Source organism: Streptomyces sp. NPDC015127, assembly GCF_043080095.1.
Classification (GTDB): domain Bacteria; phylum Actinomycetota; class Actinomycetes; order Streptomycetales; family Streptomycetaceae; genus Streptomyces.
The window spans coordinates 419,373-444,672 of sequence record NZ_JBIBVE010000002.1 but is presented as its reverse complement, the minus strand read 5'-3'; the positions used below and the strand labels follow the sequence as shown (position 1 = coordinate 444,672).

General features: G+C 73.1%; 23 protein-coding genes. 10 read left to right on the top strand and 13 right to left on the bottom strand.

What is annotated here, in order from left to right; translation table 11 throughout:
* Positions 1 to 71 precede the first annotated feature (71 nt).
* Genes ACF08N_RS05270 through ACF08N_RS05260 form a run of 3 tightly spaced genes read right to left on the bottom strand, consistent with a single transcriptional unit; the run spans position 72 to position 3,388 of the window.
* Positions 72 to 1,673: an alpha-amylase family glycosyl hydrolase gene (locus ACF08N_RS05270; RefSeq protein ID WP_392323240.1), complete on the bottom strand. Its 1,602-nt coding sequence runs from the start codon at positions 1,671 to 1,673 to the stop codon at positions 72 to 74.
* 49 nt (positions 1,674 to 1,722) lie between these two features.
* Entirely contained in the window at positions 1,723 to 2,169 is a 447-nt protein-coding gene (locus ACF08N_RS05265; RefSeq protein WP_392323239.1) for a carbohydrate ABC transporter permease, read from the bottom strand.
* Positions 2,170 to 2,203: 34 nt separating this feature from the next.
* A complete protein-coding gene (locus ACF08N_RS05260; protein ID WP_392323427.1) occupies positions 2,204 to 3,388 on the bottom strand; it encodes a S1 family peptidase in 1,185 nt (394 codons plus the stop codon).
* Positions 3,389 to 3,659: 271 nt separating this feature from the next.
* On the opposite strand from ACF08N_RS05260, the gene ACF08N_RS05255 reads away from it, so the two are divergent.
* The 4 genes from ACF08N_RS05255 (at position 3,660) to ACF08N_RS05240 (ending at position 8,153) form a co-directional block, all read left to right on the top strand.
* Positions 3,660 to 5,306, top strand: a complete 1,647-nt coding sequence (locus tag ACF08N_RS05255; protein WP_392323238.1) for a protein kinase — start codon at positions 3,660 to 3,662, stop codon at positions 5,304 to 5,306.
* Positions 5,303 to 6,007: a hypothetical protein gene (locus ACF08N_RS05250; RefSeq protein ID WP_392323237.1), complete on the top strand. Its 705-nt coding sequence runs from the start codon at positions 5,303 to 5,305 to the stop codon at positions 6,005 to 6,007. Before ACF08N_RS05255 ends, ACF08N_RS05250 begins: the two co-directional genes overlap by 4 nt.
* A 119-nt stretch (positions 6,008 to 6,126) precedes the next feature.
* Positions 6,127 to 6,495, top strand: a complete 369-nt coding sequence (locus ACF08N_RS05245; protein ID WP_392323236.1) for a VOC family protein — start codon at positions 6,127 to 6,129, stop codon at positions 6,493 to 6,495.
* A gap of 155 nt (positions 6,496 to 6,650) precedes the next feature.
* A complete protein-coding gene (locus tag ACF08N_RS05240; protein ID WP_392323235.1) occupies positions 6,651 to 8,153 on the top strand; it encodes a DUF6056 family protein in 1,503 nt (500 codons plus the stop codon).
* On the opposite strand, the gene ACF08N_RS05235 is transcribed toward ACF08N_RS05240, so the two are convergent.
* From ACF08N_RS05235 to ACF08N_RS05225, 3 genes are all read right to left on the bottom strand, one after another.
* Entirely contained in the window at positions 8,128 to 9,105 is a 978-nt protein-coding gene (locus ACF08N_RS05235) for a glycosyltransferase family 2 protein (RefSeq protein WP_392323234.1), read from the bottom strand. The two genes, ACF08N_RS05240 and ACF08N_RS05235, sit on opposite strands and share 26 nt — an antisense overlap.
* Positions 9,106 to 9,288: 183 nt before the next feature.
* Positions 9,289 to 10,602 (bottom strand): Zn-dependent hydrolase, encoded by a 1,314-nt coding sequence (locus tag ACF08N_RS05230; RefSeq protein ID WP_392323233.1) that lies wholly within the window; start codon positions 10,600 to 10,602, stop codon positions 9,289 to 9,291.
* Complete coding sequence (locus ACF08N_RS05225) at positions 10,599 to 11,705, bottom strand: diaminopropionate ammonia-lyase (RefSeq protein WP_392323232.1); 1,107 nt, start codon at positions 11,703 to 11,705, stop codon at positions 10,599 to 10,601. Before ACF08N_RS05225 ends, ACF08N_RS05230 begins: the two co-directional genes overlap by 4 nt.
* Positions 11,706 to 11,804: 99 nt before the next feature.
* Between ACF08N_RS05225 and ACF08N_RS05220 the strand changes: the two genes are divergently transcribed.
* Together ACF08N_RS05220 and ACF08N_RS05215 are read left to right on the top strand one after the other, a co-directional pair.
* Complete coding sequence (locus ACF08N_RS05220) at positions 11,805 to 12,728, top strand: LysR substrate-binding domain-containing protein (protein ID WP_392323231.1); 924 nt, start codon at positions 11,805 to 11,807, stop codon at positions 12,726 to 12,728.
* A 64-nt stretch (positions 12,729 to 12,792) separates the two neighbouring features.
* Positions 12,793 to 13,545, top strand: coding sequence for an aquaporin (locus ACF08N_RS05215; protein WP_392323230.1), 753 nt, complete (start codon positions 12,793 to 12,795; stop codon positions 13,543 to 13,545).
* A gap of 138 nt (positions 13,546 to 13,683) precedes the next feature.
* Here the strand turns inward: ACF08N_RS05215 and ACF08N_RS05210 are convergent, their stop codons facing one another.
* The 4 genes from ACF08N_RS05210 to ACF08N_RS05195 all read right to left on the bottom strand — a co-directional run bounded on the left by ACF08N_RS05210 (position 13,684) and on the right by ACF08N_RS05195 (position 18,392).
* Positions 13,684 to 14,550, bottom strand: coding sequence for an aldo/keto reductase (locus ACF08N_RS05210; protein ID WP_392323229.1), 867 nt, complete (start codon positions 14,548 to 14,550; stop codon positions 13,684 to 13,686).
* Between the two features lie 56 nt (positions 14,551 to 14,606).
* Positions 14,607 to 15,167: a telomere-protecting terminal protein Tpg gene (gene tpg, locus ACF08N_RS05205; RefSeq protein ID WP_392323228.1), complete on the bottom strand. Its 561-nt coding sequence runs from the start codon at positions 15,165 to 15,167 to the stop codon at positions 14,607 to 14,609.
* Between the two features lie 9 nt (positions 15,168 to 15,176).
* Complete coding sequence (tap, locus tag ACF08N_RS05200) at positions 15,177 to 17,585, bottom strand: telomere-associated protein Tap (protein ID WP_392323227.1); 2,409 nt, start codon at positions 17,583 to 17,585, stop codon at positions 15,177 to 15,179.
* 75 nt (positions 17,586 to 17,660) lie between these two features.
* Positions 17,661 to 18,392, bottom strand: coding sequence for a hypothetical protein (locus ACF08N_RS05195; RefSeq protein ID WP_392323226.1), 732 nt, complete (start codon positions 18,390 to 18,392; stop codon positions 17,661 to 17,663).
* 77 nt (positions 18,393 to 18,469) lie between these two features.
* Between ACF08N_RS05195 and ACF08N_RS05190 the strand changes: the two genes are divergently transcribed.
* Entirely contained in the window at positions 18,470 to 19,384 is a 915-nt protein-coding gene (locus ACF08N_RS05190; RefSeq protein ID WP_392323225.1) for a LysR family transcriptional regulator, read from the top strand.
* On the opposite strand, the gene ACF08N_RS05185 is transcribed toward ACF08N_RS05190, so the two are convergent.
* Positions 19,374 to 20,351: an endonuclease/exonuclease/phosphatase family protein gene (locus ACF08N_RS05185; protein ID WP_392323224.1), complete on the bottom strand. Its 978-nt coding sequence runs from the start codon at positions 20,349 to 20,351 to the stop codon at positions 19,374 to 19,376. The genes ACF08N_RS05190 and ACF08N_RS05185 overlap by 11 nt on opposite strands.
* Positions 20,352 to 20,489: 138 nt before the next feature.
* Here ACF08N_RS05185 and dnaN point away from each other — a divergent pair, with 138 nt between their 5' ends.
* The gene (gene dnaN / locus ACF08N_RS05180) at positions 20,490 to 21,608 is read left to right on the top strand and encodes a DNA polymerase III subunit beta (RefSeq protein ID WP_392323223.1); all 1,119 of its coding nucleotides are present in this window, start codon (positions 20,490 to 20,492) and stop codon (positions 21,606 to 21,608) included.
* Between the two features lie 12 nt (positions 21,609 to 21,620).
* On the opposite strand, the gene ACF08N_RS05175 is transcribed toward dnaN, so the two are convergent.
* The gene (locus tag ACF08N_RS05175) at positions 21,621 to 22,508 is read right to left on the bottom strand and encodes an ATP-grasp domain-containing protein (RefSeq protein ID WP_392323222.1); all 888 of its coding nucleotides are present in this window, start codon (positions 22,506 to 22,508) and stop codon (positions 21,621 to 21,623) included.
* Positions 22,509 to 22,672: 164 nt separating this feature from the next.
* Here ACF08N_RS05175 and ACF08N_RS05170 point away from each other — a divergent pair, with 164 nt between their 5' ends.
* The gene (locus ACF08N_RS05170) at positions 22,673 to 23,413 is read left to right on the top strand and encodes a carbonic anhydrase (RefSeq protein WP_392323221.1); all 741 of its coding nucleotides are present in this window, start codon (positions 22,673 to 22,675) and stop codon (positions 23,411 to 23,413) included.
* Positions 23,414 to 23,425: 12 nt separating this feature from the next.
* Here the strand turns inward: ACF08N_RS05170 and ACF08N_RS05165 are convergent, their stop codons facing one another.
* On the bottom strand, positions 23,426 to 24,154 hold the full coding sequence (locus ACF08N_RS05165; protein ID WP_392323220.1) for a class I SAM-dependent methyltransferase: 729 nt from the start codon (positions 24,152 to 24,154) through the stop codon (positions 23,426 to 23,428).
* Between the two features lie 444 nt (positions 24,155 to 24,598).
* Here ACF08N_RS05165 and ACF08N_RS05160 point away from each other — a divergent pair, with 444 nt between their 5' ends.
* Positions 24,599 to 25,249: a DUF4360 domain-containing protein gene (locus tag ACF08N_RS05160; protein WP_392323219.1), complete on the top strand. Its 651-nt coding sequence runs from the start codon at positions 24,599 to 24,601 to the stop codon at positions 25,247 to 25,249.
* Positions 25,250 to 25,300 lie beyond the last annotated feature (51 nt).

The window sequence follows — 25,300 nt, the reverse complement described above, 5'->3', positions numbered from 1 at the left end:
GCCCGTGCCGGCGGCCGAGCCGCCGGCACGCGCGGGAGGATCCGGCGCGGGCCGGGCGGTGCCCGGGTGTGTCAGGCGCCCGGCGTCAGGCTGTACACGCCGTAGGCGAACCCGTCCGCCGTGATCGTGCCGTCCGTGATGCGGATGCCGTGCGCCTCCAGCGCGCGGGCGCCCGCGGTGCGGGACTCGTCGACCGTGATCGTCGCGGGGGCGGCGCCGGGGTTGACGATCACGAGGTACCGGCCGCCGCGTACGTGGACGAACGGGTAGCCGGTGTGCAGGATCTCCACCGATCCGGAGGGGCCGAGCTCCGGCGAGGCGCGGCGCAGGGCGATCAGGCGGCGGACCAGGTTCAGCAGCGAGGCGTCGTCGTCGCGCTGGGCGGCGACCGAGGGCCGGGCCGGGTCGGGGTCGAGGGGCAGGTAGAGGGCGTCGGCCGGGGCCGTGGAGAAGCCGGCGTTCTCGGTGTCGTCCCACTGCATGGGGGTGCGGGAGCCGGCCCGGTTGTAGCGCGGACCGAGGACGCTGCCCTCCTTGTCGGGGAGGTCGGGGACGAAGCGCATGCCGATCTCGTCGCCGTAGTAGACGGCGGGGAGGGTGGGCCAGGTGAGCTGGAAGGCGAAGGCCGCCGGGAGCTGTTCGGCCGTGCGGGGGCCGCAGTTGAGGCGGGAGAAGTCGTGGTTGGCCGTGGGCAGGGCGGTGAAGCCGTTGTCGCCGATGGCCTCGACGGCGGACTGCCATGCCTCGACGAAGTGGGCGGGGGTTCCCTTGCCCTCGGGGTCGAAGAAGCAGTCGACGGGGTCCCAGTCGTCGTTGTCGGTGCCGGTGCGGTTGTTCCACAGGGAGCGCAGGGGCCGTCCGTTGGTGGGGCCGCCGAACTGGAGGAAGAAGTCCGCGTGGAAGCCCGCCGGCACGGAGACGGCGGGGTCGCCCCACTCGGACAGAAGTACGGCCTCCGGGTGCGTGCGGTCCAGCCACTGCCGCAGCCCGGTCCAGACGGCGGCGGTCTCGCGCTTGTCCGGGTCGTCCTTGACGAGGGAGGCGGCCATGTCGACGCGGAAGCCCGCGAGGCCGAGCCGCAGCCAGTGGTCCATGATGTCGCGCAGCGCCTGCCGGTTGGCGCGCGGCCCTTCGGCGTCGGGGCCCTGCCGCCACGGTTCGGCCGGGTCGAGGCGCGCGTAGCCGAAGTTGAGGGCGGGCTGGGAGTCGAAGAAGTTGGGCAGGTAGGCGCCGGGGCGGCGGCCCGGCGAGGCGACGAAGCCTTCGGGCCGGTCGCCGTCGGTCCAGATGTAGCGGTGGTCGGCCGGGTCGTCGACCGACGCGAGGAACCAGGGGTGGCGGTCCGAGGTGTGTCCGGCGACGAGGTCGAGCAGGACCCGGATGCCCCTGCGGGCCGCCTCGGCGACGAGCCGGGCGAGGTCGTCGTCGGTTCCGTAGCGGGGCGCGAGGGCGAGGTAGTCGTCGATGTCGTAGCCGGCGTCGCGGAAGGGCGAGGAGAAGCACGGGTTGAGCCAGACCGTGTTCACGCCCAGCCAGGCGAGGTGGTCGAGGCGGTCGGTGATGCCGTTGAAGTCGCCGATGCCGTCGCCGTTCGAGTCGGCGAAGCTCTGCGGATAGATCTGGTAGAAGACGGCGTCGGCCAGCCAGGCGGGGGCGGGTCGGAACGTGGTCATGAAGAGGGTGCAGCCTTTCGATGCGGGGCGGCGGGGGGCCGAGGCCGGGTCAGCCCTTGACGGCGCCGGAGGTCAGACCGGAGACGACGGCCTTGCGGAAGACGAGGACCAACAGGGCGATGGGCAGGACGGAGACGGTCGCGGCGGCGAAGATCGTGCCGTAGGGGACGTCGTACTGGTCGCCGAACAGGGCCATGCCGACCGGGATGGTCCGGTAGGCGTCGGCACTGTTCAGCGTGACGGCTATCAGGAACTCCGTCCAGCATGCGGTGAAGGTGAACACGCCGGCGGTGAACACGCCCGGCCTGGCCTGCGGAAGGATCACCGAGACGACGGTGCGGACCGGCGAGGCGCCGTCCATCCAGGCGACCTCCTCCATCTCCTTGGGGATGGACAGGAAGTAGTTCCGCAGGATCCAGATCGCGAACGGCACGTTGAGGGCGACGTAGACGACGATCAGACCCTGGTGCGTGTTGAGCATGCCGGTTTCGCGCATCAGCAGGTACAGAGGCGCGGCCAGCGCGTACCGGTCAGGCCGTGTGCAGCCTCAGCCCGTAGCGGGACAGGATCTCGTTGACCGGCTGGTACCACGTCTGTCCGCCGCCGCCGCAGTTGCCCCAGCCGCCGGACGTGACGCCCTGCGCCTGGTCGCCGCTGATGAACGACCCGCCGGAGTCGCCCGGTTCGGCGCACACACTGGTCTTCGTCATCTGATGGACCGCACCCTGGCTGTAGTTGACGGTCTCGTTCTTCGCGAGAACGCTCCCGCAGTGCCAGTGCGTCGTGGAGCCCGAGCGGCAGATCGAGGCGCCGACGGGCGCCTCGGCCGAGCCGCGCACCAACCGGTCGGGCACCGTGCCCCAGCCCAGCACCACGGGAACGGTCCACCAGCCGCTGCCGACGTTCACCCACGCATAGTCGTTGTCCGGGAACGACGACCCCTGGAACGTGCCGATATGGGAGCCGTCCCAGCCGCGCACGGCCGCGCCCGGCCGCCCGCAGTGGCCCGCCGTCACGAAGCCGCCGTGCACCGAGAACCCGATCGAGCAGCGGACGTTGCCCGTGTAGTACGGGTCGCCACCGACCGTGCCCGCGGCGAAGGTCCGCGGCGCCTCGGCCACCTCCCTCACCTCGACCGGACCGGCCTGACGCGCACGGTCGAGGAAGGCTGCGACATCGTTGTCCGCACGCTCGGCGCCGACGACGTTCATCACGATCCGGTTGGCCTCCGGGTCGACGTGCCAGCTGCCCACTCCGGCGGGAGCAGCCATCGCGTCGATCTTCCGTTTGGCCGCGTCGAGCCGGCTCGCGCTGTGCTCGACGATCCGGACCGCCGCGCCCGTGGCCCGTACGGCACCCGCCCTGCCCGCGTCGGCGACGGCGACGGTCAGGCGTCCGCTGTCCACGTCGAACCAGGACCCGGCGTACGCTCCCCCGGCGGCGCGACGCGCCGTGGGTTCGATCGCGACGGCGGCCCGCTCGGCCGCGAGGCGCTCCCGCGCCTGGGCTTCGGTGAGCCCCAGGTCCCGCTGCACGGCCGCGAGCAGACCCGCGGACACCTGGGCTCCTGCGGACGGGACCCGGTCCCTCGCGGTGGCGGAGGCGGGGCCGCCACCGGCGGACGCCCAGGCGCCGAAGGCGAGGAGTGCGGCGAGGCCGGTGCGTACGAGCGTCGTCGCGCTCCTGGCTCCGGTACGACTGGGTTTCGTGACCAGGATTTTCGTGCGTTTCACGGCGTTCGACCTTTCACTGGTTCCGGCAGGGTGGGGAGGAAACAGGTCGGACTGAGAGCGCTCTCAGAAGGCGCCGGGGCGGAGCGTAACCGAGGGAGCCTGACAGGTCCATACCAAGCGTCGCGGGTGCGGGAATTGTCCCTATCCCTACGGGAACCGCCCGTGAGGAAAATGTGTCTGTGCTGGGGACAGTCCGTGAGCCGGGTCGGCGACGACGACCGGCACGGGGACGTCCGCCAGACAGGGGGACGCGATGAGCGTGTGGTCGGTGCCGGGATACACCGAGTCCCGGGAGCTCGGATCGGGGGCCGGCGGGCGTGTCGTCCTCGCCGTCCATGACGCCACCGGCGTGCCGGTCGCGGTGAAGTACCTCGGTGAACGGCTGCGCCGCGACGCGGCCTTCGTCCGTGAGTTCCGGGCGGAGGCGCGACTGCTCGGCGCCCTGGACTCACCGCATGTCGTGCGGCTCTACGAATACGTCGAGGCGCCGCACGGTGCCGCCATCGTGATGGAACTGGTCGACGGGATCGCGTTGCGGTCGCTGCTCGTCCGCGAGGGGGCGACCGGTCCTGAGGCGGCCCTCGTGGTGCTCAAGGGCTCCCTGCTGGGACTCGCCGCCGCCCACGGCGCGGGTGTCGTGCACCGCGACTACAAGCCCGAGAACGTGCTGGTGTCGGCCGACGGCACGTCCAAGCTGGTGGACTTCGGCATCGCGGCGGGCCGGGGCAGCACGCCCGGTGTGGCAGGCACTCCCGCGTACATGGCACCGGAGCAGTGGCACGGCGAGCCGGCCTCCCCGGCGGCCGACGTCTACGCGGCGACCGCGACGTTCTACGAGTGCCTGACCGGCCGCAAGCCCTACACCGGCGAGAACATCGCCGAGTTGGCCCTTCAGCACATCGGCGCGCCGGTCCCCGAGGACGACACGCCCGAGGCGGTCAGGCCGCTGATCCGGCGCGGGCTGGCGAAGTCGCCCGCCGAACGCCCGCAGAACGCGGCGGCGTTCGTGGCCGAACTGGAGGAGATCGCCGGTGCGGCGTACGGGCCCGCCTGGGAGGAGCGCGGCCGGCGCAGGCTGGCGGCGCTCGCCGCGCTGCTGCCGCTGCTGTTCCCCTCGGCAGGGGGGAGCGCGGCGGGCACCACCGCTGTGGCGACGACCACGCTGGACACGGGACCCGGCGGATGGCTGACTCCCGGGCTTCGCCGGATACTTGCCGGAGTCGTCGCGGCCGTGGTCGCCGTACTCGTCGCCGTCGCCGCGCGGGCGGGCAGCGACGCGGGCGGGCGGACCACCACCGAGGCCGTGGCCACCACGCGTGCGCTGCCGACCGGCCCCGGCACGCCGGCCCCCGGGGCCGAGGGGTCCGTCGGTCCGGCGCCGTCGCACGAGGCCGCGACGCCGTCGCCCTCACCGTCCCCCTCGGCGAGTGTCCCGCCCGGCCCCACCGGCTCCCCGACGACGAGCCCACCTCCTGCGACGGCCGGGCCCAGCACGTGGCCCGGCACCGAACCGTCCGCCGGGCCGTCACTCGGGCCGACGACCCCGACGACGCCCACGACGCCGACGGCTCCGGTGTCCGTACGGTCCGTCTCCGTCACGAGCTTCCGCCAGACCGGCACGGTGACCGGATCGGCCACGGTCGACGTCACCACGGACGGGACGGGTCCGGTCACGATCGTCGTGTCCTGGTACACCGGCGACACCAAGGGGCAGCTCGGCGCGCCGGACGGCTCGCAGGCGTTCGCACGCAGCGGCGCCACGCTGTACACCCTCCCGCTCACCCACACCTTCCAGGGGCAGGGCTGCTACTGGGGTGTCCAGGCGTCCACGGACCCGGGCGCCGCGAACGGCACGTCCACCCAGCAGCTCCTCACGAGCAGGGGGTGCCCGGTCTCATGAGCGGTCACCTCGCTCCACGCCCCGGTGAGGGGCAGGACGGCAGCGGTGCCGAGGATTACAGCGCGACCGCCCTGGGAAGCCACTGGTTCACCCATCCGGAGCCACAGGACGCCGACGACACACCGACGGCCGTGTTCGCCCGCCGGACACCGGACGCCACGCCCGACCGGGTCGAGGGCGACGTCCTGCGATTCGGGCCGGGCGTCACCGCGGCCGTACGGCGCGCCGGCGGTGCCACGACGGCCGTCGCCCTGTGGCACGGCACGCTCCCCGGGCAGCCGCCGGTGGGTGGCCCCGCACGCCGGCGCGGCCCCCGGCTGCGCCGCTGGGCGCCGGTGGCCGTCGTGCTGGTGGCCGTGCTGGCCTTCCTGGCCTGGCAGCGCTACGGGCCCGGGGTCGCCGTCCGCGACGTCGCCGTACGAACCCCCGCCGAGGTGCCCGGTTGCGACGGCACCGCCGATGTCGTCGGCGTGGTGAGAACCGACGGCAGGCCCGGCACCCTCACCTACCGCTGGCTGCGCAGCGACGGCACGACGTCGGAACCGCTCCACGAGAAGGTGGCGCGAGGTCAGAAGCAGGCGACCTTGCACCTGTTGTGGACCTTCCACGGCCGCGGCGAGTACCGGGCGCGCGCCGAGCTGCGCATCGTCTCACCGTCACGACACACGGCGTCGGCGCGGTTCGTGTACTCCTGCCGGTGAGAGCGTGTGGAGGACACCCGGCGCGGATCCCCTGCCCTCACCCGGCCCGCGGGTCGGCGAGCGGGCCGCCGCCTCTAGGCTGCCCGTCGCGACTGTCCGCCGATCGGCCCGGAGGTGCCATGCCCCTGCAGATGACGTTGTCCGCGATCACACTCGACTGCCTGAATCCGCCGGCTCTCGCGGCGTTCTATCAGCAGGCCACCGGCCTTGAACCGCACCCGAAGTCACACGCCGACTTCGCCGGGCTCAACGGTGCGGACGGGCTCCTCATCGGCTTTCAACGGGTCGACGGCTACCGGGCACCGCGCTGGCCCGACCAAACCGTTCCCCAACAGTTCCACCTCGACTTCGCGGTCGAGGACCTGGACGAGGCCGAGGCCCGGCTGCTGGAGCTGGGGGCGGGCAAGCCGGCTCATCAGCCGAATGAGGACAGGTGGCGGGTCCTCATCGATCCGGCCGGCCATCCCTTCTGCATCGTCAGACGCTGATTGCTCTGCTCGGTCGCCGGCCGGCAACCTGCGGCTTCCTCGTCCTCGGCCTGTCGTGGCGGCTTGCCGATCTTGTCCGACGGAAGATGGAACGGTACATCCGGGATTCACCTCTTGGATGCCGGACCATCAGTTTTCCGAAGGGCAGTGATGACATGTCCTCCGACGCATCGGGGATCACCGTCGCGCGGGAACCGGACGGGCGCGGCGGCCGGGAGCGGCGGAGCGGTCGTCGGCGCGGCTGGGCGCCCTGGTGGGCCGCCTGGCCGTTCGCGCTGGCCGCACTGCCGCTGGGCCTGCTGGCGCTGGCGTCGTGGTTCGGGCGTCATGTGCGGCCCAGCGCCGACGAGTGGTGCTTCCTCCCCATGGTCCGTGACCACGGCATCCCCGGCCTGGTCGGCAAGTTCTGGTACACCGACAACGGCCGGTTCGGCAACGGGCTGCTGGTCGGTCTGTACGCGAAGTTCTCCGTCGCCGGGCTCCAGTGGTTCGGACTGGTCAGCGGTGTCCTGATGCTGGGGCTGCTGTGGGCCCTGACCGCGCAGGTGCTGCGCAGGACTGGCCAGTCGGTGCCGCGCGGAGTGCCGCTGCTCGTCGCCGCCATGGTCGTGGCGGTGTTCCTCTTCGCCACGCAGAACACGTACAAGACGTTCTACTGGCCCGCCGCGTCCGTCTCGCACACCGTGGCGCCGGTCCTGGCGTGTGCCGCCGTGCTGCCGCTGCTGCGGGCCCGCGGCCGTGCGGGGCGTGTCGCCGCGCTGGTGACGGTGGCGGTCGCGGGCGTGTTCATGGGGACGCTGTCGGAGGAGGCGTCGGTCGTCGCCCTCGTCGTGCTGTCCGGCGCCGTGCTGTTCGCCCCGCGTCTCTTTTCGGGCGGGGCACGGCGCTTCGCCCGTCTCTGGTCGCTGGCGGGCATGGCCGGTGTCGGGATCGGCACGCTGCTGCTGGTCACCTCCCCGGGCTCGCGCAACCGGCGCGAGCGGCACGGCGCCGAGAGCGCGTCCATGCTCGCCCCCGAATCGCTGCTGGGCTCCCTGCGCGGCTTCGCCCACATCCTGGCCACGGTGTTCTCGACATGGCAGTACGTGGGCGCGGTGGCCGCGGGCGTGCTGCTGGGGCTCGTGGCCCGGCGCCGGTCCGCTCGGCCGGCGGCCCTCCTCCCGTGGCGGCCGCTGCCGCTGCTGTCGCTGGGCGCGCTCGCGTTCCTGGTGTCCGGCTATCTGTGCACCGTCATCACCTATCCCGTGTTCGGCGCGAGGGTGGTGACCACGGAGAGGACATGGAACGACTATCTGCTGCTGTACATCGTGCTGCTGGTGGCGGCGGGCGCGTTCCTCGGGCGCCGCCTGCGGCGCCACCGTCCGGGTGTCGCGACGGCGACGGCCGCCGCCTTGTGTGCCGCGGCCGTCCTCGGGCTCGTGGCCCCGCTCGTCTCCCTGGGGCACGACATGCAGGTGCGGGCCGAGCGGTGGGACCGCCAGGACCGCTCGCTGCGGGAGGGAGCCGCGCGCGGTGCGAAGCAGCTGCCGTACACCCCTGTGTCGGTGGCGAAAATGCTGGAGCCGTTCAGCAACAACGGGCGCCTGGCGTGGCCCGCGCAGTGTGTGGCGGACTACTACCACCTGGAGAAGGTCACTTACTCCAAGCGGCTCCCCTGACGGAGGGGTCCGGCTGCGCGGTGGCCGTCTCGTCGGTCTCGCGGATCACGTAGTGGGGCCGCCGTTTGGCCTCGTGGTAGATCCGGCCCACGTACTCGCCGATCACACCGAGCGTGACGAGCTGTATGCCGCCGATGCCGACGATCGCGGTGATCAGCGTGGCGTAGCCGGGGGTGTCGACGCCGCTGACCACGGCGTTGCCGACGATCCAGGCCGCGTAGGCGAGCGCCGAGAGCAGCAGCCACAGGCCGGTGTGGATCGCGAGGCGCAGCGGGCGGCTGTTGAAGGAGAGCAGGCCGTCGATGCCGTAGTTCAGCAGCCGCCGGCCACCCCACTTGGACCGGCCGGCGGCGCGCCGCACATTGGTGTACGTGAAGCTGACGGTGTCGAATCCGATCCAGGAGAAGAGTCCCTTGGAGAAGCGGTTGGCCTCCGGCAGGGACAGGACCGCGGCGACCGCGCGGCGGGAGAGCAGCCTGAAGTCGCCCGCCCCGTCGACCACTTCGACCTCCATGAAGCGGCGCACGAGGCGGTAGTACGCCTGGCTGAGGGAGGTGCGCACCATCCCCTCGCCGGTGCGGTCGCGCCGGGCGACGACCTGGTCGTAGCCGTGCCGGTGCAGTTCGAGCATCCGCGGGATCAGATCGGGCGGATGCTGGAGATCGGCGTCCATCAGGACCACGACATCGCCCTGAGCCATGCGCAGCCCGGCGAGCATCGCGGCTTCCTTGCCGAAGTTCCGGCTGAAGGAGGTGTACCGCACCCGGCGGTCCGCCGCGGCCAGGTCCTTGAGGTGCGCCCGCGTCCGGTCGTCGCTGCCGTCGTCCACGTAGCAGATCTCGAAGGTCGCCCCGGTCGGCTCCAGAGCGGCGACGAGGGCCTCGTGGAACGCCCCGATGACCTCGCTCTCGTTGAAGCACGGCACGACGACCGACGTACGGACCGTTGTCATCTCACTCCATGCGCTGTGGTGCGGGCGGGCTACGGCGCGTTGCACAGGAAGATGGCCGGCGGCCCGTCGTGGTTGCGTCCATGGTGGGACGCGTCCCGGTTCGTTCCGCGGAGCGGCCCGTCCCGGGCGCGTGTCGACTGCGCCGTTCGGCTGTCGCGCCCCGGGCGCGGCTCCGACGGGCGGTCAGGACCGGGGCACCGCGTCGGTTGCCGCCCCTGGTACCGGCTCCGCGAGCCGCAGGAGCGTGGTGGCGAGGACATCGACACCGTGGGCGCACGCCTCTGGGTTGGAGTACTCGCGGGGGTTGTGGCTGATGCCGTCGTACTCGCCCCGCACGAAGACCATGGCCGTGGGGCACAGCGCCGCGATCTCCTGGGCGTCGTGTCCGGCGCCCGAGAGCAGGGAGACATGGGCGAGTCCGTGGTCGTCCGCGGCCCGGGCGACGGCCTTTTGCACCTCCTCGTCGAAGGGGACGGCGGCCGTCCGCGCCATCCGGCGCACGGACGCGGTCAGCCCCGGCTGCTCGCCCTCCAGCGCGCGCACATGGCTGAGCAGGTCCTCCTCGGCACGGGCCATGGCCGCGTCGTCGGGGTTGCGGAGGTCGACGGTGAGTTCCGCGCGTGCGGGAACGATGTTCGTCAGGCCGGGGTGCACGGCCATGTGCCCGACGGTCGCGCGCAGTTCGCCGTACGCGCCGGATTCGACCATGGCGCGCAGGTGCGTGACGATGCGGGCGGCGGCGAGTCCCGCGTCGGCACGCAGTTCGGTGGGGGTCGTCCCGGCGTGCGCGGCACGGCCGTGGAGGGTGATCTCCTGCCAGGAGATGCCCTGCACGCCGGTGACGACGCCGATGTCGACGCCGGCCCTGGCGAGTACGGGACCCTGTTCGATGTGGCACTCCACGTAGGCGTGCGGGGGGTCGAGGCGTTCGCAGGCGGTGCCGTCGAATCCGGTGCGGGTCAGTTCGGCGCCGAGGGCGACGCCGTCTCGGTCGGTGAGCGCATGGGCCCGGCCGAGGGTGATCCGGCCGGCGGCGACCGCGCTGCCGAGCATGTCGGTGCCGAACCGCGTGCCCTCCTCCTCGGTGAAGACGGCGACTTCGAGGGGTCGGCGGGTCGTGATGCCGAGGTCGTTCAGCGTGCGGACGACCTCGATGCCGCCGAGGACGCCAAGGCATCCGTCGAACGCGCCGGCGGTGGCGACGCTGTCGATGTGCGAGCCGGTGAGTACGGGGCGCGCGTCCGGGTCGGCGCCCTCGCGGCGGCCGTAGATGTTGCCCATCCGGTCGACGCGGACGGTCAGTCCCGCCTCCCGCATCCAGCCGATGACCAGCCGTCGTCCGGCCGCGTCGGCGTCGGTGAGGGCGAGGCGGTTGACGCCGCGCAGGCCGGTGCGTTCGTCGTCGTAGGCGCCGATCTCGGCCAGTTCCATGAGTGAGCGCCACAGGCGGTCGCCGTCGACGCGGAGGATCGGGGCAGTGGTCGTGGGGGCGGTCATGACGGGTTCTCCTGGTGATGGGGGTTGGCCGCCGGTCCCTCGGTGCTGAGCAGGACGAGGGTGGCCGAGGGGTCGAGGTCCAGGGCGGCGCGGCGCGCTGCGGCGCCCGGGCCCTCGAGTGCGGCGCGTACGCCCCCGAGTGCGGCGGCGCCGCACGGGCCGGAGCCGACGCCGAGCGCGGCGAGTTCGCGGGCTGCGTCGGCGCTTTGGGCGTCGGTGACGGCGACGGCCGCGTCGAGGCCGTCGCGCAGGTACGGCCAGGCGAGCGCGGAGGGAGTGCCGCAGTTGAGCCCGGCCATCGTGGTGAGGGCTGTGGGCACGCTGAGGCGTTCGCCGGCCACGAGTCCGGCGAGGACGCACGCGGCGGTCACCGGCTCGACGGACAGCAGCGCGGGGGCGTGTGCGCGTCCTTGGCTGCGGTAGTGGGTGACGGCGGCCTGGGCGAGCGAGCCGACGCCGACCGGCACGGCGACCAGGTCGGGCGCCGGGGCTCCGGCCGCTGCCAGCTGGTCGTCGATCTCGGCGAACAGGGTCGCGTAGCCCTCGACGATCCAGCCGGGGATCTCCTCGTAGCCGGGCCAGGCGCTGTCCTGGACCAGAACGGCCCCATCGGCTCGCGCGGCATCGGCGGCCTGCCGGACGGCCGTGTCGTAGTCGCCGTCGACCTGCTCGACGCGGGCGCCCTCGGCCGCGATCGCCGCCACGGCCGAGGGATGCAGGCCGCGGGGTACGTGGATCTCGGCGTGGTGGCCGCCGAGGCGGGCGGTGCGGGCGACGGCCCGGCCGTGGTTGCCGTCCGTGGCGGCGACGAGGCGCAGCCGGGTGCCGGCCGGGCGGCCCGCGAGGATGCGGTGGACGGCCCAGGTCGCGCCGAGCGCCTTGAACGCCGGGAGTCCGAGGCGGGACGACTCGTCCTTGACGAAGAGCCGTCCGACGCCGAGGCGGGCCGCGAGAGCGGGCAGTTCGGTCAGCGGGGTGGGGGCATAGCCGGGCAGTCCGGCGTGGAAGCGGGACACGCCGGGCGACACGGGAGCACAGGTCCAGGCACGGGCGGCGGGCCGCGCGTACCAGAACGGGGCGGTGGGATCAGGGGTTCCGGACATGTGCACCACCGTGCCGCCTGAGCATTACGTCGGTCCAGCGAATGTTTCCGACCGATAATCGTCGGAGAAGCCGAACAATCACCGGAAGGACTCCCGCCCGTGTTCGATCTTCATCGACTGCGTCTGCTGCGCGAGCTCAAACACCGCGGGACGCTGGCCGCCGTCGCCGCCGCGCTCTCCTACAGCCCCTCGTCCGTCTCGCAGCAGCTCTCCCAGCTGGAGGCCGAGGCCGGTGTGCCGCTGCTGGAGCCGGTCGGGCGCCGTGTGCGGCTGACCGAACAGGCCGAGATCCTCGTCGCGCATACCGAGGCGGTGCTCGAACGGCTGGAGAGGGCCGAGGCGGACATCGCGACCTCGCTGTCCGAGATCACCGGCACCCTGCGCATCGCCTCCTTCCAGACCGCCGCGCTCGCCCTGGTGCCGACCGCGCTGACGCTGCTGCGCGACGCCCATCCGCGGCTGCGCGTGCACATGACGCAGGCGGAGCCCGAGCGTGCCCTTCCGGCGCTGCTGGCCCGGGACTTCGACGTGGTGGTGGCCGAGGAGTATCCGGGCAGCGCCAATCCCCGTCCGGCGGAGCTCGAACAGGAGGACCTGTGCGAGGACCCGCTGCGGCTCGCCCTGCCCGCAGGCGTAGCAGTCGGGAGCGGGGAGTCCGCGCAGCGCCGGGGGCCGCAGGCGGCGCTCATGCGGCTGGCCGGGCACCCCTGGGTCATGGAGCCCGAGGGCACGGCGGCCCGGCACTGGGCGACGGCGCTCTGCCGGGCGGCGGGTTTCGAGCCGGACGTGCGCTACGAGTCCACCGACCTCCTGCTGCATCTGCGGCTCGCGGAGCAGGGGCACGCCGCCGCTCTCCTGCCCGACCTGGTGTGGTCCGGCCGCCCGCCGACCGTGGCGCTGCGACAGCTCCCGCGCGGTCAGCGGGCGCGCAGGCTCTTCACGGCGGTACGGCGCGGGCGGGGGCGGCATCCTGCGATCCGGGCATTCCGCGACGCGCTGCGGGAGGCCGCGGCGGTCGGCTGACCCCACACAGCATTCCGTTTTACGGAATATACTTTCCGCACAGCGACATGGGTGGGGAGAGATCGTGACTGCACAGGCGGCGCTGCCGCGCCGGGCGGTGGCCGAACTGGTCGGCACCGCCGCACTCGTGACCGTCGTCGTCGGCTCCGGGATCCGGGCCGCCGGGCTCAGCCCGGATCCGGGGACCGCACTGCTGGCCAACTCGCTGGCCTCCGCGATCGGACTCGGTCTGCTGATCGCTCTGCTGTCCCCCGTCTCCGGCGCCCATCTCAACCCGGTGGTCACCCTGTGCGCCTGGTGGTACGAGGGACGGCGGGGCCGCGCAGCCGCCTTGGAGGCGCTGACCTACGTCGCGGCGCAGCTGGCGGGCGCGGCGGCGGGCGCCGTGCTGGCCGACCTCATGTTCGGCCGGCGCCCCGGCACGTGGTCCACGCACACACGATCGGAGTGGCACCTGCTCCTCGGCGAAACGGTCGCCACGGCGGGACTCGTGCTGCTGATCACGGGACTGCGGCGGACCGGCCGTGCCAGGTTCGCGCCCGTCGGGGTCGCCGCGTACATCGCCGCGGCGATCTGGTTCACCTCGTCCGGCTCGTTCGCCAACCCCGCTGCCTCCGTGGGCAGATCGTTGTCGGACTCCTTCGCAGGCATCGCGCCGGCGTCGCTGCCCGGATTCGTGGCCGCGCAGCTCGTGGGCGGCACGCTGGGAGCCGGTCTGGCCGTGCTGCTGTACGGACGGCCCCGGAGAATGAGTGCCGCGTCCGTGCGGCCCGCAGAGCGCGCCCGCCGAGGCGAGTCGCTCGATCTGGCGTCGTGAAGGCTGCGACTGCCTCTGCGCCGGTTCGGCCGGTGAAGCGCCGGTCCATGGACACGCGGGTCACCGCATCGAACGCTGTTGCTGCGGCCGGACGGCGTGGTGCGACTCAGTGGACAGCGGCCCGCGACGGTCGGCACGTCAGGCGGGCGGGGCTGTACGGTCGAGGCGCTGCCGCTGGGAGTCGGTGAGCGGGAGGTCTGCCGCGGCGACGTTGTCCTCCAGGTGGGCGAGCGAGCCGGTGCCGGGGATCGGCAGGAGGACCGGGGAACGGCCGAGCAGCCAGGAGAGCATGACCTGCGGGACGGTGGCGCCGAGTTCGGTGGCGACGGTGTCGAGCGCGGACGCCCGGCCGGAGTCGGCTGCCGCGGCGACGGGGCGCCAGGGAAGGAAGGCGATGCCGGCCGCCTCGCATGCCGCCAGAACCGGCTCGTGGTCCCGGTCGACAAGGTTGTAGCGGTTCTGGACGCTCGCGATCTCGGCGGTCTGCCGGGCCTCGGCGAGTTGAGCGGTGGTGACCTCGGACAGCCCGATGTGCCCGATTTTCCCTTCCCGTTGGAGTTCGCGGAGCGCGCCGATCTGTTCGGTGACCGGAACCTTCGGGTCCATCCGGTGCAGCTGCAGGAGGCCGACGCGCTCGGTCCGGAGCCGGCGCAGGCCCTGCTCGACCTGCTCGCGCAGGCTCTCCGGTCGTGCGTCGTACACCCACCCTTCCGGCCCGCCCCGGGTGACCCCGACCTTGGTGGTGATCAACAGGTCGTCCGGGTAGGGATGCAGGGCCTCGGCCAGGAGTTCCTCGTTCGCCCCCCATCCGTACAGGTGGGCAGTGTCGATCAGGGTGACGCCCAGTTCGACGGCGCGCCGGGCCACCGCGATGGCGGCCTCACGCTCGGAACCGGGCTCGGTCGACAGGCGCATGGCGCCGAACCCGAGTCGGCCGACCCGGTATTCGCCGCCGATCGAGAACGTGCGCGTCGTGCCCGGAGTGTCAGTCGTCCGTGACGTCATGTGCTTCCCCCTCGCCGACCCGACGATACCCGCGGACCGCCTGCCGGACGGGGCGGTCAGCTGTAGTCGATCTCGACGTAGTCGATGTCGGTGAACTCCACCTGCAGGCCATCCGCGCGGCGGCCGCGGTCCTTGAAGTAGATCTCCTGGAGCCCTTCCGCCGCGATCTGCTGCAACTGGCGTTCGCCCGCCCCCGCGTCCTGCGCGGCGAACAGGCGGGCCGCGTAGTCGGGCGGCAGGTGCTGGGTGATGCGGCGGACGCGGCTGTCGTCGGTGCTGCCGGGGGCCGCGGTGAAACCGAAGCGGGCCCGGGTCTCGATCACCAGGCCCGTCGCCGTCGCGGCCTGCCTGCGCGCACGCTGCTTCACCCGCGGCTGCCACAGGCGGCGCACCTCCGCGGCCATCCGGTCCGCGAGCTCCTTGCGCGGCCTTCTGATCTCGCCCTTCAGGTACCGCTCGATCGTGCGCTGGGAGACGCCGAGCTGTTCGGCGACCGCCTTGGTGGAGCCCTTGGCGCGCTTGACGAGGAACCGCACCCGCGCCTGCGCGCCCACCGGGATCGGGCGGGTGGAGACGCTGAGCGCCGCCCGGTCCAGGCTGTCGCCGATATGCCCCATGGCCTGCCCCTATTCTCCGTCGTCCGCGGCGTCCGAGCCCTTGATGTGCCGGGCCGGGTTGAGCCCCTGGTCGAGCAACTGCACCGCCCACATCATGGACCGCGTCCCCTCGTGCTTGACCATGCCCGGGCTCCCCCCGAGGCGGAAGGTGCCGGGTACCGGCCTGCCGTCGGCCGTGTGCGGCAGGAAGTCCAGTGGGCCCGGGCCGTCCGCAAGGTAGACCGCGCCGTCCGACAGCAGCGCGATCGCGCACAACGCGTCCTCGCCGAGGCGGAGATGACCGACCGGAGCCGGGTCCCGCTGAGTGGCGAGAGCGGTCCTGAGGAGCTTGCGGTGCATGTTGACACGGGCCGTCGCGATGACCGCGGCGCGGATGTCGGGCCGCCAGGTGGGGCGGGACAGGGCCGGCCACCGCTCCCCCGGCCGGTACGAGGTGCCCTGGGGCCGTTCCCGCAGCTTGCCGATGCCGCCCTTGACCGTCGCCTTGATCGCCGTGAGCACGGCGGCGAGTGCCGGGTCCTGGTGCCGGTGCGACTCCATCGCGGCGAGGAACTCCGCCTCGCCCAGGCCCGCTTCCACCCCGAGGTCGGCCATCGTCGCCTTGTACGCCTCGCTGAGACGCTTGTACCAGGGGTCGAGATACGGTCCGCTCTCGGTACGGACCCACGCCTCGACCGGCGCGATCGTGACGGGCAGGCGGTAGGTGTCGACGAGTTCCCGGGCGTAGGCGACGGTCGGGGTCGCGTACCAGGCCGGCCCCTCGGGGCGGCCGCCGTGAGGGGTGAAGGGGTTCGGCAGCCGCGGGTCGATCTCGATTCCGGACAGGTCGACGAGCCAGGAACCGGGAACCGCCTTGTCGAACGCCGGCGCGCGGACGTGGACGGCCTCCCCGAGGCCGACGAGGAGCCGGTTGGCCGCCGCCAGGAACGCGGTGTTGACGTCGATGCCGACCGCGTACTCCTTCGCGCACTCGGCGTCCGTGAGGAGCTCGGGGTCGCGCGTCCACTCGAACGCCTCCTCGTCGAGAACCTCCTCGGAGGTGCGCCGGTGGCCGCGCGGATACAGGGAGGCGACGACGGGGTGCTCGTCCGGCGCCTCGGGCGGCGCCGGGTCGACGGACTCGGTGAGCGCGCCGGGCACGGGGCCGGACGTCCATGCGCCCGTGGCGGCGTCCTGCACCGCGCGGGTCGGCGGCCGCAGCGCGGTCATCAGCTCCAGCCCGGACACGGCGGCCGACCCGCGCGGGGTCAGGACACGTGCGGCGTACGTGCTGAGCACGCGGGCCAGTTCGGGCGGCGGGAGGGTGTCGGCATCGCCCCACGTACGGGCGTCGAGCGCGCCCCACGGCAGGACGGCGAGCTGGACGCACCTGCGCTGCCCGGCCTGGGCGGGGCGGTAGATGCGCGGCCAGGGACCGAAGCCGCGCTTGGTCAGCCGCCACTTGGCACGGGCGAGTCCGCGGACGACCGGGTGGTCGTCCGGGAGCCGCAGCGTGCGGCGGTCCGCCAGCTCGGCGGGCAGCCCGAGTCGTACGGCGGCGGCCTCGGTGAGCACGATCAGGGGGTCGGCGTCCTGGCCGTTGCGGTGCAGCCGGGGCGCGCCGAGCCGTGTCTCGCCGAGCGTCCACTCGACGAGGGCGGGCACGTCGTCGGCGGGGCAGTCGAGGACCAGGCCGCCGGCGCAGTGGGCGTTGCCGTCACCGTCGAGCACGGCGAGCGGCCCGTCGGCGAACCGGGGGTCGGCGGTGGCGGTGGCCGGGCGGGACGGCGTGGGCGTCCGCCTCGTGGCGCGCCCGCGAGTGGAGGCGGCCGCGGGCCTGCCACTGGGGCGGCGCGGCGCGACAGGGTCGGGCGCGGGGTCGGGGGTGCGTACCGCTGCTCGGGCCGCCGGATCGGGCGCGGCGGGCGTTTCTGACGTGACGGGGGCCGGGGCCGGCACGGGAGCCGCTGCCGGCGTGCCCGCCCGGTCCGTTACGGGCACAGGTGCCGTGGTCGGCGGCGCAGTCGGGGCCGGCGGCGTGCCGGCTCCGCGGCCGGACGCGAGGTGCGCCGCGCCGGGGCCGGCGCCGGCGACCGGTTCCGGGGCGGGGGTCCGCTCGGGCGCGGCCGGGTGGTGCGGGGCTGCCTCCGGCGCAGGCACCGCTTCCGGCGTGGGCCGGGGCGGGTGTTGGGCGGCGAGGCCCTCCAGGAAGCGGGCGTAGGCCGCGCGCTTCGGCGGTCGCGGTTCCGTCCGGCCGGCCTCCCAGCTCGTCACGGTTTCCCGCCGCACCTTGAGCGCCTGTGCCACCTGCTCCTGGCTGACCCCCGCGGCCTCGCGCAGACGCTTGCGCTCCGCCGGTGCGGGCAGCGTGTCCTGTGCCGCCGCCTGTTCCAGCAGCGCGTCCACCGCCGCGAACAGCTCTGCCTGCTCGTTGGCCACGCGGATCACCTCCGGCGTCCACCCTAGTCCCGATCGCACCCCGGATCGCACTCGGAACACACCGATGCCACGGGGTCACCCGGTCTCGTGCCGCGCGTGCTCCGCGGCCGCCGCGGCGAGGGCGCGCACGACCGGGTGCGGGCGGGTTCCGTCCCCCGCGAGTTCGGGCTGGAACAGTGTGGCGAGGAAGAAGGGGTGGCCCGGCAGTTCGGCGATGCGGACATCGCCTGCGTCGTCCCACCCGCTGAAGCGCAGGCCGTGGTCCCGCAGGACGTCGACGTACGCAGGGCTGGTGCCGTACGAGCAGTGGTAGCGCTCCACTGTCCGCTCGGCGCCGAGGACCCGTTCGGCCAGCGAGCCGCGCTCCACCTCGACCGCGCCCTCGTGTCCGACCAGCGAGCAGGCGAGCGGGGCGATCAACGGGTCCTCGGCGCCGGGGCGGTTCTCCGCGTGGGCGGCGTCCCCGAGGGAGCAGACGGACCGTGCGTACTCGAGGACCGCGTGCTGGAACCCTCCGCACGTCCCGAGGAAGGGAATGCCCCGTTCGCGCGCTGTGCGCACGGCGGCGAGCGCGCCTGCCTCGCTCGCGTACGGACTTCCGGGGACGAGCCAGACGGCGTCGAAGCCGACGAGCGCGCCGGGCTGTTCGGCGTCGGGGGTGGGGATCCAGTAGGCGTCGAGGACGAGTTGGTCACGCGCGGCGAGTGACTGCAGTAGTGCCGGGATGCGGGCGTGGGCGCGCACGCCGGGTGAGCGGTCGCCGACGAGGGCGAGACGGGCCGAAGAGGTGCGGTGGGAAGCGGACATGCGCACATCCTGACCCGACCGTGAGGTTCAGCACCAACGATGATTCATGACCCTGCCATCAGCGATACTGATGGACCATGGATCCGCATCTGCTGCGCACCTTCGTCACCGTGGCCGGTCTCGGGTCCTTCTCGGCCGCCGCTCGCGAACTGGGCTACACCCAGTCCGCGGTGTCGCAGCACATCGCCGCACTGGAGAACGATCTGGGAGCAGCGTTGCTGCTGCGCCGTCCCGTCGTCCCCACCGAGGCCGGAGCACGTCTGCTGGAGCACGCCGGGCCGCTGCTCCTGCGGCTCGACGCCGCACGCGCCGACATCGCCCGGCTGCTGGCGGTGCCGGCGGGCCGGCTCACGCTCGGGGTCACGCCCCTGGCCATGTCGTCCCGTCTGACCCGGTCGCTCGCCGAACTGCGCGGTGAACAGCCGGGGTTGGCGATCGCTGTGCGGACAGCCGGTCACTCCGCGGTCGTGCGGAGTGTCGCCACCGGGGAGCTGGACCTCGCGCTGGTCGACGGCATCGCCGCGCCGAGCGATCCCCTGCACCTGCCCGAGACGGGTCCGCTCACGGCGACGGGTGTGGCCGAGGAGCCGCCGGCCGTCGTGCTGCCGGCCGGGCATCCGCTGGCCGGCCGGGAGGGCGTCCGGCTCGTCGATCTCGGCGACGCGCGGTGGATCGACGCGCCCGACATCGCGGTGGGGCGCGACCGGTTGCGGACCGTCTGCGGGTACGACGGCTTCCCCGTGTCCCTGCGGTACGAGGGGACCGATGTCCGCGGACTGGTCGCTCTCGTCGCCGCCGGGCACGGCCTCGCGCTGCTGCCGCGCTCGGTGCTGGAGGACGCGTGCGGCGTGGTGGGCATCGCGGTGACGGCGCCGCGCACGGTGCACCGGGTCGAGGCGTTGCACGCCGGGACGGGGACGGGACCGGCGGCTCTCCTGGCCGCCCGGCTCGCCTCCGCGTGGAGCGGGACGGCGGACCTCGTCAGAGCCTGATGTGGGCGGCGACGGGCAGATGGTCGCTTCCGGTCGCGGGCAACGATCTGACTTGGAGGACGGCCGCGGACCGCGCCATGATCTGGTCGATCCTGGCCATGGGAAACGCCGCGGGCCAGCTGAACGCCATGCCCGGCCCCGTCACGCACAGTCGGGAGCCGAGCGGATCGAGGCCGCGGTCGTCGACGGTGCCGTTGAGGTCGCCGAGCAGGATCACGCGGTCCACCTTCTCGGCGGCGATCGCCGCCCCGAGCAGGGCGGCGCTCTCGTCGCGGCGGGCGGAGCCGAGGCCGTGCGGCACACCGAGGCGCACCGAGGGCAGGTGGGCCACGTAGACGGCGACATCGCCCTCCGGTGTGCGCACGGTGGCACGCAGCCCTCTGTTCCACCCCGGTCCGATGCCTCGGGGCCTGATGTCCACCGGCCGTACGTCCCTGAGGGGATGGGCTGACCACAGGCCCACGGTGCCCACGACCGCGTGGTGGGAGAGGCGGGACGCGAGCGTCCGGGCGTACACCGGCAGTGCCTCGGGGGTCAGCTCCTCCAGGGCGACGATGTCGGGGCGCTCCCCCAAGAGCGCCTGTGCGGTGCCTGCGGGGTCGGCGTTCACATCGCTGACGTTGTGCTGCACCGCGGTGATGTCGTGCGGTTCGTCGCCGGCGGGCAGCAGCAGCGGGCCGAAGTGGCCGAGCCATGCGGCCGCGGGCAGCAGCAGGGCGACGAGGGCGGTGACCGACCTCCGCAGCAGTGCGGGGACGAGCAGCACCGGCACGGCGAGGCCGAGCCAGGGCAGAAAGGTCTCCAGCAGACTGCCGAGCCGGCCGACGGTGTTCGGTACGGCCTGGTGGAAGGTGAGCAGGAGCGCCGTGACGACGGCGCACGCGACGATCAGGCGGCCACGCGGCCGGGCCGGACCCGCATGCTGCGCCGTCGTCCCCGCGACGGGTCCCTCCTCCGTGTCGCCCACGGCATCCCCCTGTCCCCCTCCGCTGCCGGGACGCTTTGTGGTCCCCGCTGCACGATCCTGCCAGGTCGCTGTGACAAGGGCGTTGTCAGTGGTGGCCGATAGCGTCGAAGCGTCGCCGTCGACGAGGAGAGGTCTCGCATGGAGTTCCGGATCGCACGCAGTGAGCTGGCCGAAGCGGTCGCGTGGGCGGCCCGCGTGCTGCCCACCCGCTCGCCCGTGCCCGTGCTCGGCGGCCTTCTCCTGGACGCGGACTCCGGGACGCTGCGCGTCTCGGGGCTGGACTACGAGGCGTCCGCGCGCATCGAGGTCGCGGCGGATGTGGTGCGCCCGGGCCGGGTGCTGGTCATGGGACGCAGACTGGTCGACATCTGCAAGGTGCTGCCCGCGGGCACGGTGGAGTGTTCGGTCGACGGGTCGCGTTTCTCGGTGGTGAGCGACGGCGCGCGGTTCGGGCTGTCGGTGCTGCCGTTCGACGACTACCCCGCCCTTCCCCCGCTGCCGGAGTTCCGCGGTGTGGTGGACGCCGAGGTGTTCGCCGCGGCGGTCGGTCATGTCGCTGTCGCGGCAGGGCGTGACGACGCGCTGCCGGTGCTCACGGGCATCCGTGTGGCCTTCGACGGCGAGACGATGACGCTGGCCGCGACCGACCGGTACCGGTACGCGGTGCGGACGCTCGGCTGGAAGCCACAGACGCCGCACGCGTCCGGTGAGGCCGTCGTGTCGGCGCGCCGGCTCACCGACATCGGGCGCTCGCTGGCCCGTTCGGGGACGGTCCGGATCGCGCTCGACACGGGCTCGATCGGCTTCGAGAACGGGGGCATGCGGATCACGACCCGCCTGCTGGACGGGCAACTGCCGCGCCATGACAAGCTGTTCGCCCTCATACCGGCTGCCGTCGCCGTGACGGACCGCGAGCCGCTGCTGGAGGCGGTGAAGCGGGTCGCGGTCGTCGCGGAGAGCGACAGTCCCCTGCAGCTGGACTTCTCGGACGGCTCGGTGTGTCTGCGCGCGGGGTACGAGGACGATGTGGCCTCGCAGCGGCTGCCGTCGGCACTGGAGGGCGCTCCGGAGATGACGGTCGCGTTCAACCCGTCGTATCTCGTGGACGCGTTGTCGTCCTTCGACGCGCCCGTGGTCCGTTTCGACCTGCTGGGTCCGGGACAGCGGGCGCTCCTGACGGGTCTGTCGTCGGCCGACGACAAGGATACGGAGCCGGTGCACCGTCATCTGCTGATGTCGGTCAAGCAGCTGGTGTGACACCGGAAGTCGTCAGCGGGTGCCCGCCAGGAGCACGGCGAGGTCCGCGGGGTCGACGTCCCGGTGGAGGTCGCTGACCTGGCCGTCGCCGACCTCCACCACACGCCACACACCGTCCGTGCGCAGCGCGACGTCCGTGGTGACGAACCGGCAGCCGAGGGCACGGACGGCGGTTGCGATGTGGCCGAGTTCCGGTGCGGGGCCGCCGCGGTGGAGGTTGTCGGGGTGCGGCGTCACGAGCCGGGGTACTCCGTCGAGCCACCAGACGCGCATCTCGGCCGGGGTCTCGCCGTGGCGGGCGAACGGTTCGAAGACGCGCAGCACGATTCCGCCGGTGAGGTACGCGTCCTGGAGTGCGGCGAAGCGTGCCACGACGCGCCGCAGCCGGGGGCCGTCGGCGAGGTCGGGGACGTAGCAGGCCTCGTCCCAGGCGTCCTTGCGGGATTTGACGTAGTCCTTCACCACGGCGGGCCCGGCCGGCAGCCGTTCCGCGAGGGCGGTGAGCTCGTCGGGGGACGGAACGGCGCCCCCGGATTGTCGGGCGGGGTGCCAGACGCTCGCGGGTGTGACGTCGCGGAACGCGGCGTACCAGCCGGGCAGTTCATGGGCCGCCCGATAGCGGTCGGGGGTAGTGAGCAGGTCGGCGCCGCGCCTGCGGAGCGCTTCGGCCAGGGCGCCGTACCGCTCGGAGGGCACCATCCAGCCCCGGTACCAGAGGCCGCCGAGCCCCTGCGGGACGCGGGCGACCGCGGCGTCGGCGTCGCCGGCCAGCAGGGCGTCGTGGTCGACGAGCGCCACCTCACCACCCACTGTGCGCACGGCCTTGGCCTCTGGCGCGAAGTGCTCGTCGACACGGCGGGGGTTGAGGGGGTCACGGCAGTAGAGGACCGGAGTGGGCATGCGGCCACCCTATGCGCCGATCGAGCCCCGGGGTGCCCGCGCGGTTCATGGATGCAAACCCTTGCTCTCGCTCGGATGCTGCCCGGGCCAAGGTTTGCCCAAGCAGCCGCAAAGAACGCCGCGAGGTGCACCCTTGTTCGGGCGTACACTCTACGTTCACGTACGTGACACTCATTCGACAGACGAACAAGCCGGTGAGCGAGAGCCGCCGGACCCTGCTGCGCGCGGCCGTCGCCGGCGGAGCCCTCGCCACGGGCGGCCTCGCCCTCGGCGCCGTACCCGCGTCGGCGGCTCCCCGCACCGCCCCCGCGCGCCCGCGGCCCACCACGCCCTCCGCCGCATTGCGCGAACTGGCCGCGGGCAACCGCCGTTGGCGCACCTTCCATCAGCAGCACCCGCACGAGAGCGATGCCGTACGCCAGACTCTGGCCCACGGGCAGCACCCGTTCGCCGTGATCCTGGGCTGCATCGACTCCCGCGTGCCCCCGGAGCTGATCTTCGACCAGGGACTCGGCGACCTGATGACGGTGCGCGCCGCGGGCGAGGTGCTGGACGAGGCCGTGCTGGGCAGTGTGGCGTACGGCGTCCTGGAACTCGGCACACCACTGGTCATGGTGCTCGGGCACCAGGCGTGCGGAGCGGTGAGCGCGGCGGTACGGGCCGAGGAGACCGGCGAGGAACTGCCCACCCACATCCAGTACATAGCCGATCGCATACGCCCCGCGATCGACCACAGCCAGCAGGGCGAGGCACGGATCGACTCCACGATCGACCGCAATGTCGCCCTGGTGACCCGGCGGCTCGCCGAGGAGCCCGACCTCGCCGCCCTGATTTCCACCGGCGCCCTGGCAGTCGTCGGCGCGCGCTACGAGCTGACCTCGCAGCGGGTGCACACCCTCGTCTGACGCGCCGGACTGTCAGTCGGGCCGCCGCGCGACCACGAGCCGGGCGCGCGGCGCGCCGCCGGACAGTCGGCCGAGATCGGTGAGCGGGATCAAATCCACCTGGAATCCGACCCGTTCGAGGTCGGCAAGCACTCGCGAGAGCGGGAAGGTGCGGTAGTACATGACGAACTGGGGCCGCCACAGGGCGTTGCGTACGCGCATGATGACGTCGAAGCCGAACAGCGCCCAGTAGAGCGGGGTCCGGGGGCTCGGCGGTGCGAGCACCGGGAAGGCGAATCGCCCGCCGGGCCGCAGGGCGGCGTGGGCCCGGGCGAAGAGCAGGGGGCGCTCCTTCGGCAGGAAGTGGCCGAAGGCGCCGAAACTGACCGCCAGGTCGAAGTCGCCCTCGAAGGGCAGGGCCCGAGCGTCCGCCCGCACCCAGGAGACGGCCGGCGGTCCGCTCGCGGGGACGGTCGCGCGGGCGGTGGCGAGCATGCCGGCGCTGAAGTCGACACCGGTGACGCGGTCGGTGCACAGCTCGCGCAGCATCCCGACCCCGGCGCCGGTGCCGCAGCAGATGTCGAGGCCGGAGGCGAACGGGCCCAGCGGCCGCAGGGCCCGGGCGACGGAGTCGAGGATGGGATCCGGGGTCCGGAAGGGCGTCAGGTCGAATTTCGGTGCGAGCAGGTCGTAGCCCCGCTGGGTCGAGGACAGCGCCTGGACGGCCAGCTCCTTCAGGGTGGGCCCGTGTGCGGTGAACATCGTGATCAGCCTAACGTTCGGGGCCGCGGCGGGCACCGGACGGTCCGGCGCTTTCCACGACGCGAGCGCGATTGCGAACCTGCTGGGCTGAGGCCCCGCCCGGTCCGCAGGGTCGGAACCCGGCCACGAAGAGGCCCTCCGGGGCCCTGTTCATTGGCCGGTCGTCGGCTGGTCGCCCCTGCCGCTGGTTTGTACCATTCGACCACTCCCGGTCCTCAGCGACCGGGTACCACGACGCTGCGACTGTCATGTACATGACTATTCAACCTTCGGCAGTCGCCCGCCGCCGTTCGACGCGTTCCTGTACGACGCAGCTCGCAGCTCGATCCAACGCACTTGGTCCGTGACGGCCGGCGCTCCACGGCCGGCCGCACCCCCCACCTCGCGCCGGGCGCCCCTGCGCGCGCCCGGCACCCGGCACCGAAAGCAATGGATGGGAGAACCATGAACGCCGGTCTGCTGGTGAGTGGAGCGGTCGCCGCTCTGTTCGCCTCCGCGCTGCCCGCGCAGCACAGTCCGTCGGGGATCACCGACCCGCCGCCCGACAAGATCGTCATCGATGTCGCCACGGTCAACGGCTCGGGATGCCCCCTGGGCACCGCGGCCGTCGCCGTCTCGGAGGACAACACCGCCTTCACCGTGACGTACAGCGACTATCTGGCCCAGGTGGGCGGCGACTCCTCGCCGACCGCGTCGCGCAAGAACTGCCAGCTCAACCTCGTCGTCCACGTCCCCCACGGCTTCACCTACGCCGTCGCAAGCGCCGACTACCGCGGCTACGCCTCGCTGCAGGCCGGCGCGAGCGGCACGGAGAAGGCCTCGTACTACTTCCAGGGCTCGCCGAGCACCGCGTCACGGTCGCACACGTTCCAGGGACCGTACGAGGACAACTGGCAGGCCACCGACGAGACCGACTGGGCGCAGCTGGTGTGGGCGCCCTGCGGGGTGCAGCGGAACTTCAACATCAACACCGAACTCCGCGTCAGCGCGGGCGCGTCGGCCCCCGCGGCGACGAGCTACATGACGATGGACTCGACGGACGGTGACATCAGCACGATCTACCACCTGGCGTGGAAGGAGTGCCCCGGCAGCTGACCGGGGGAAACGGACCACCGCGAAGGCCCCGGCCGGGCATCCCCCTCCCGG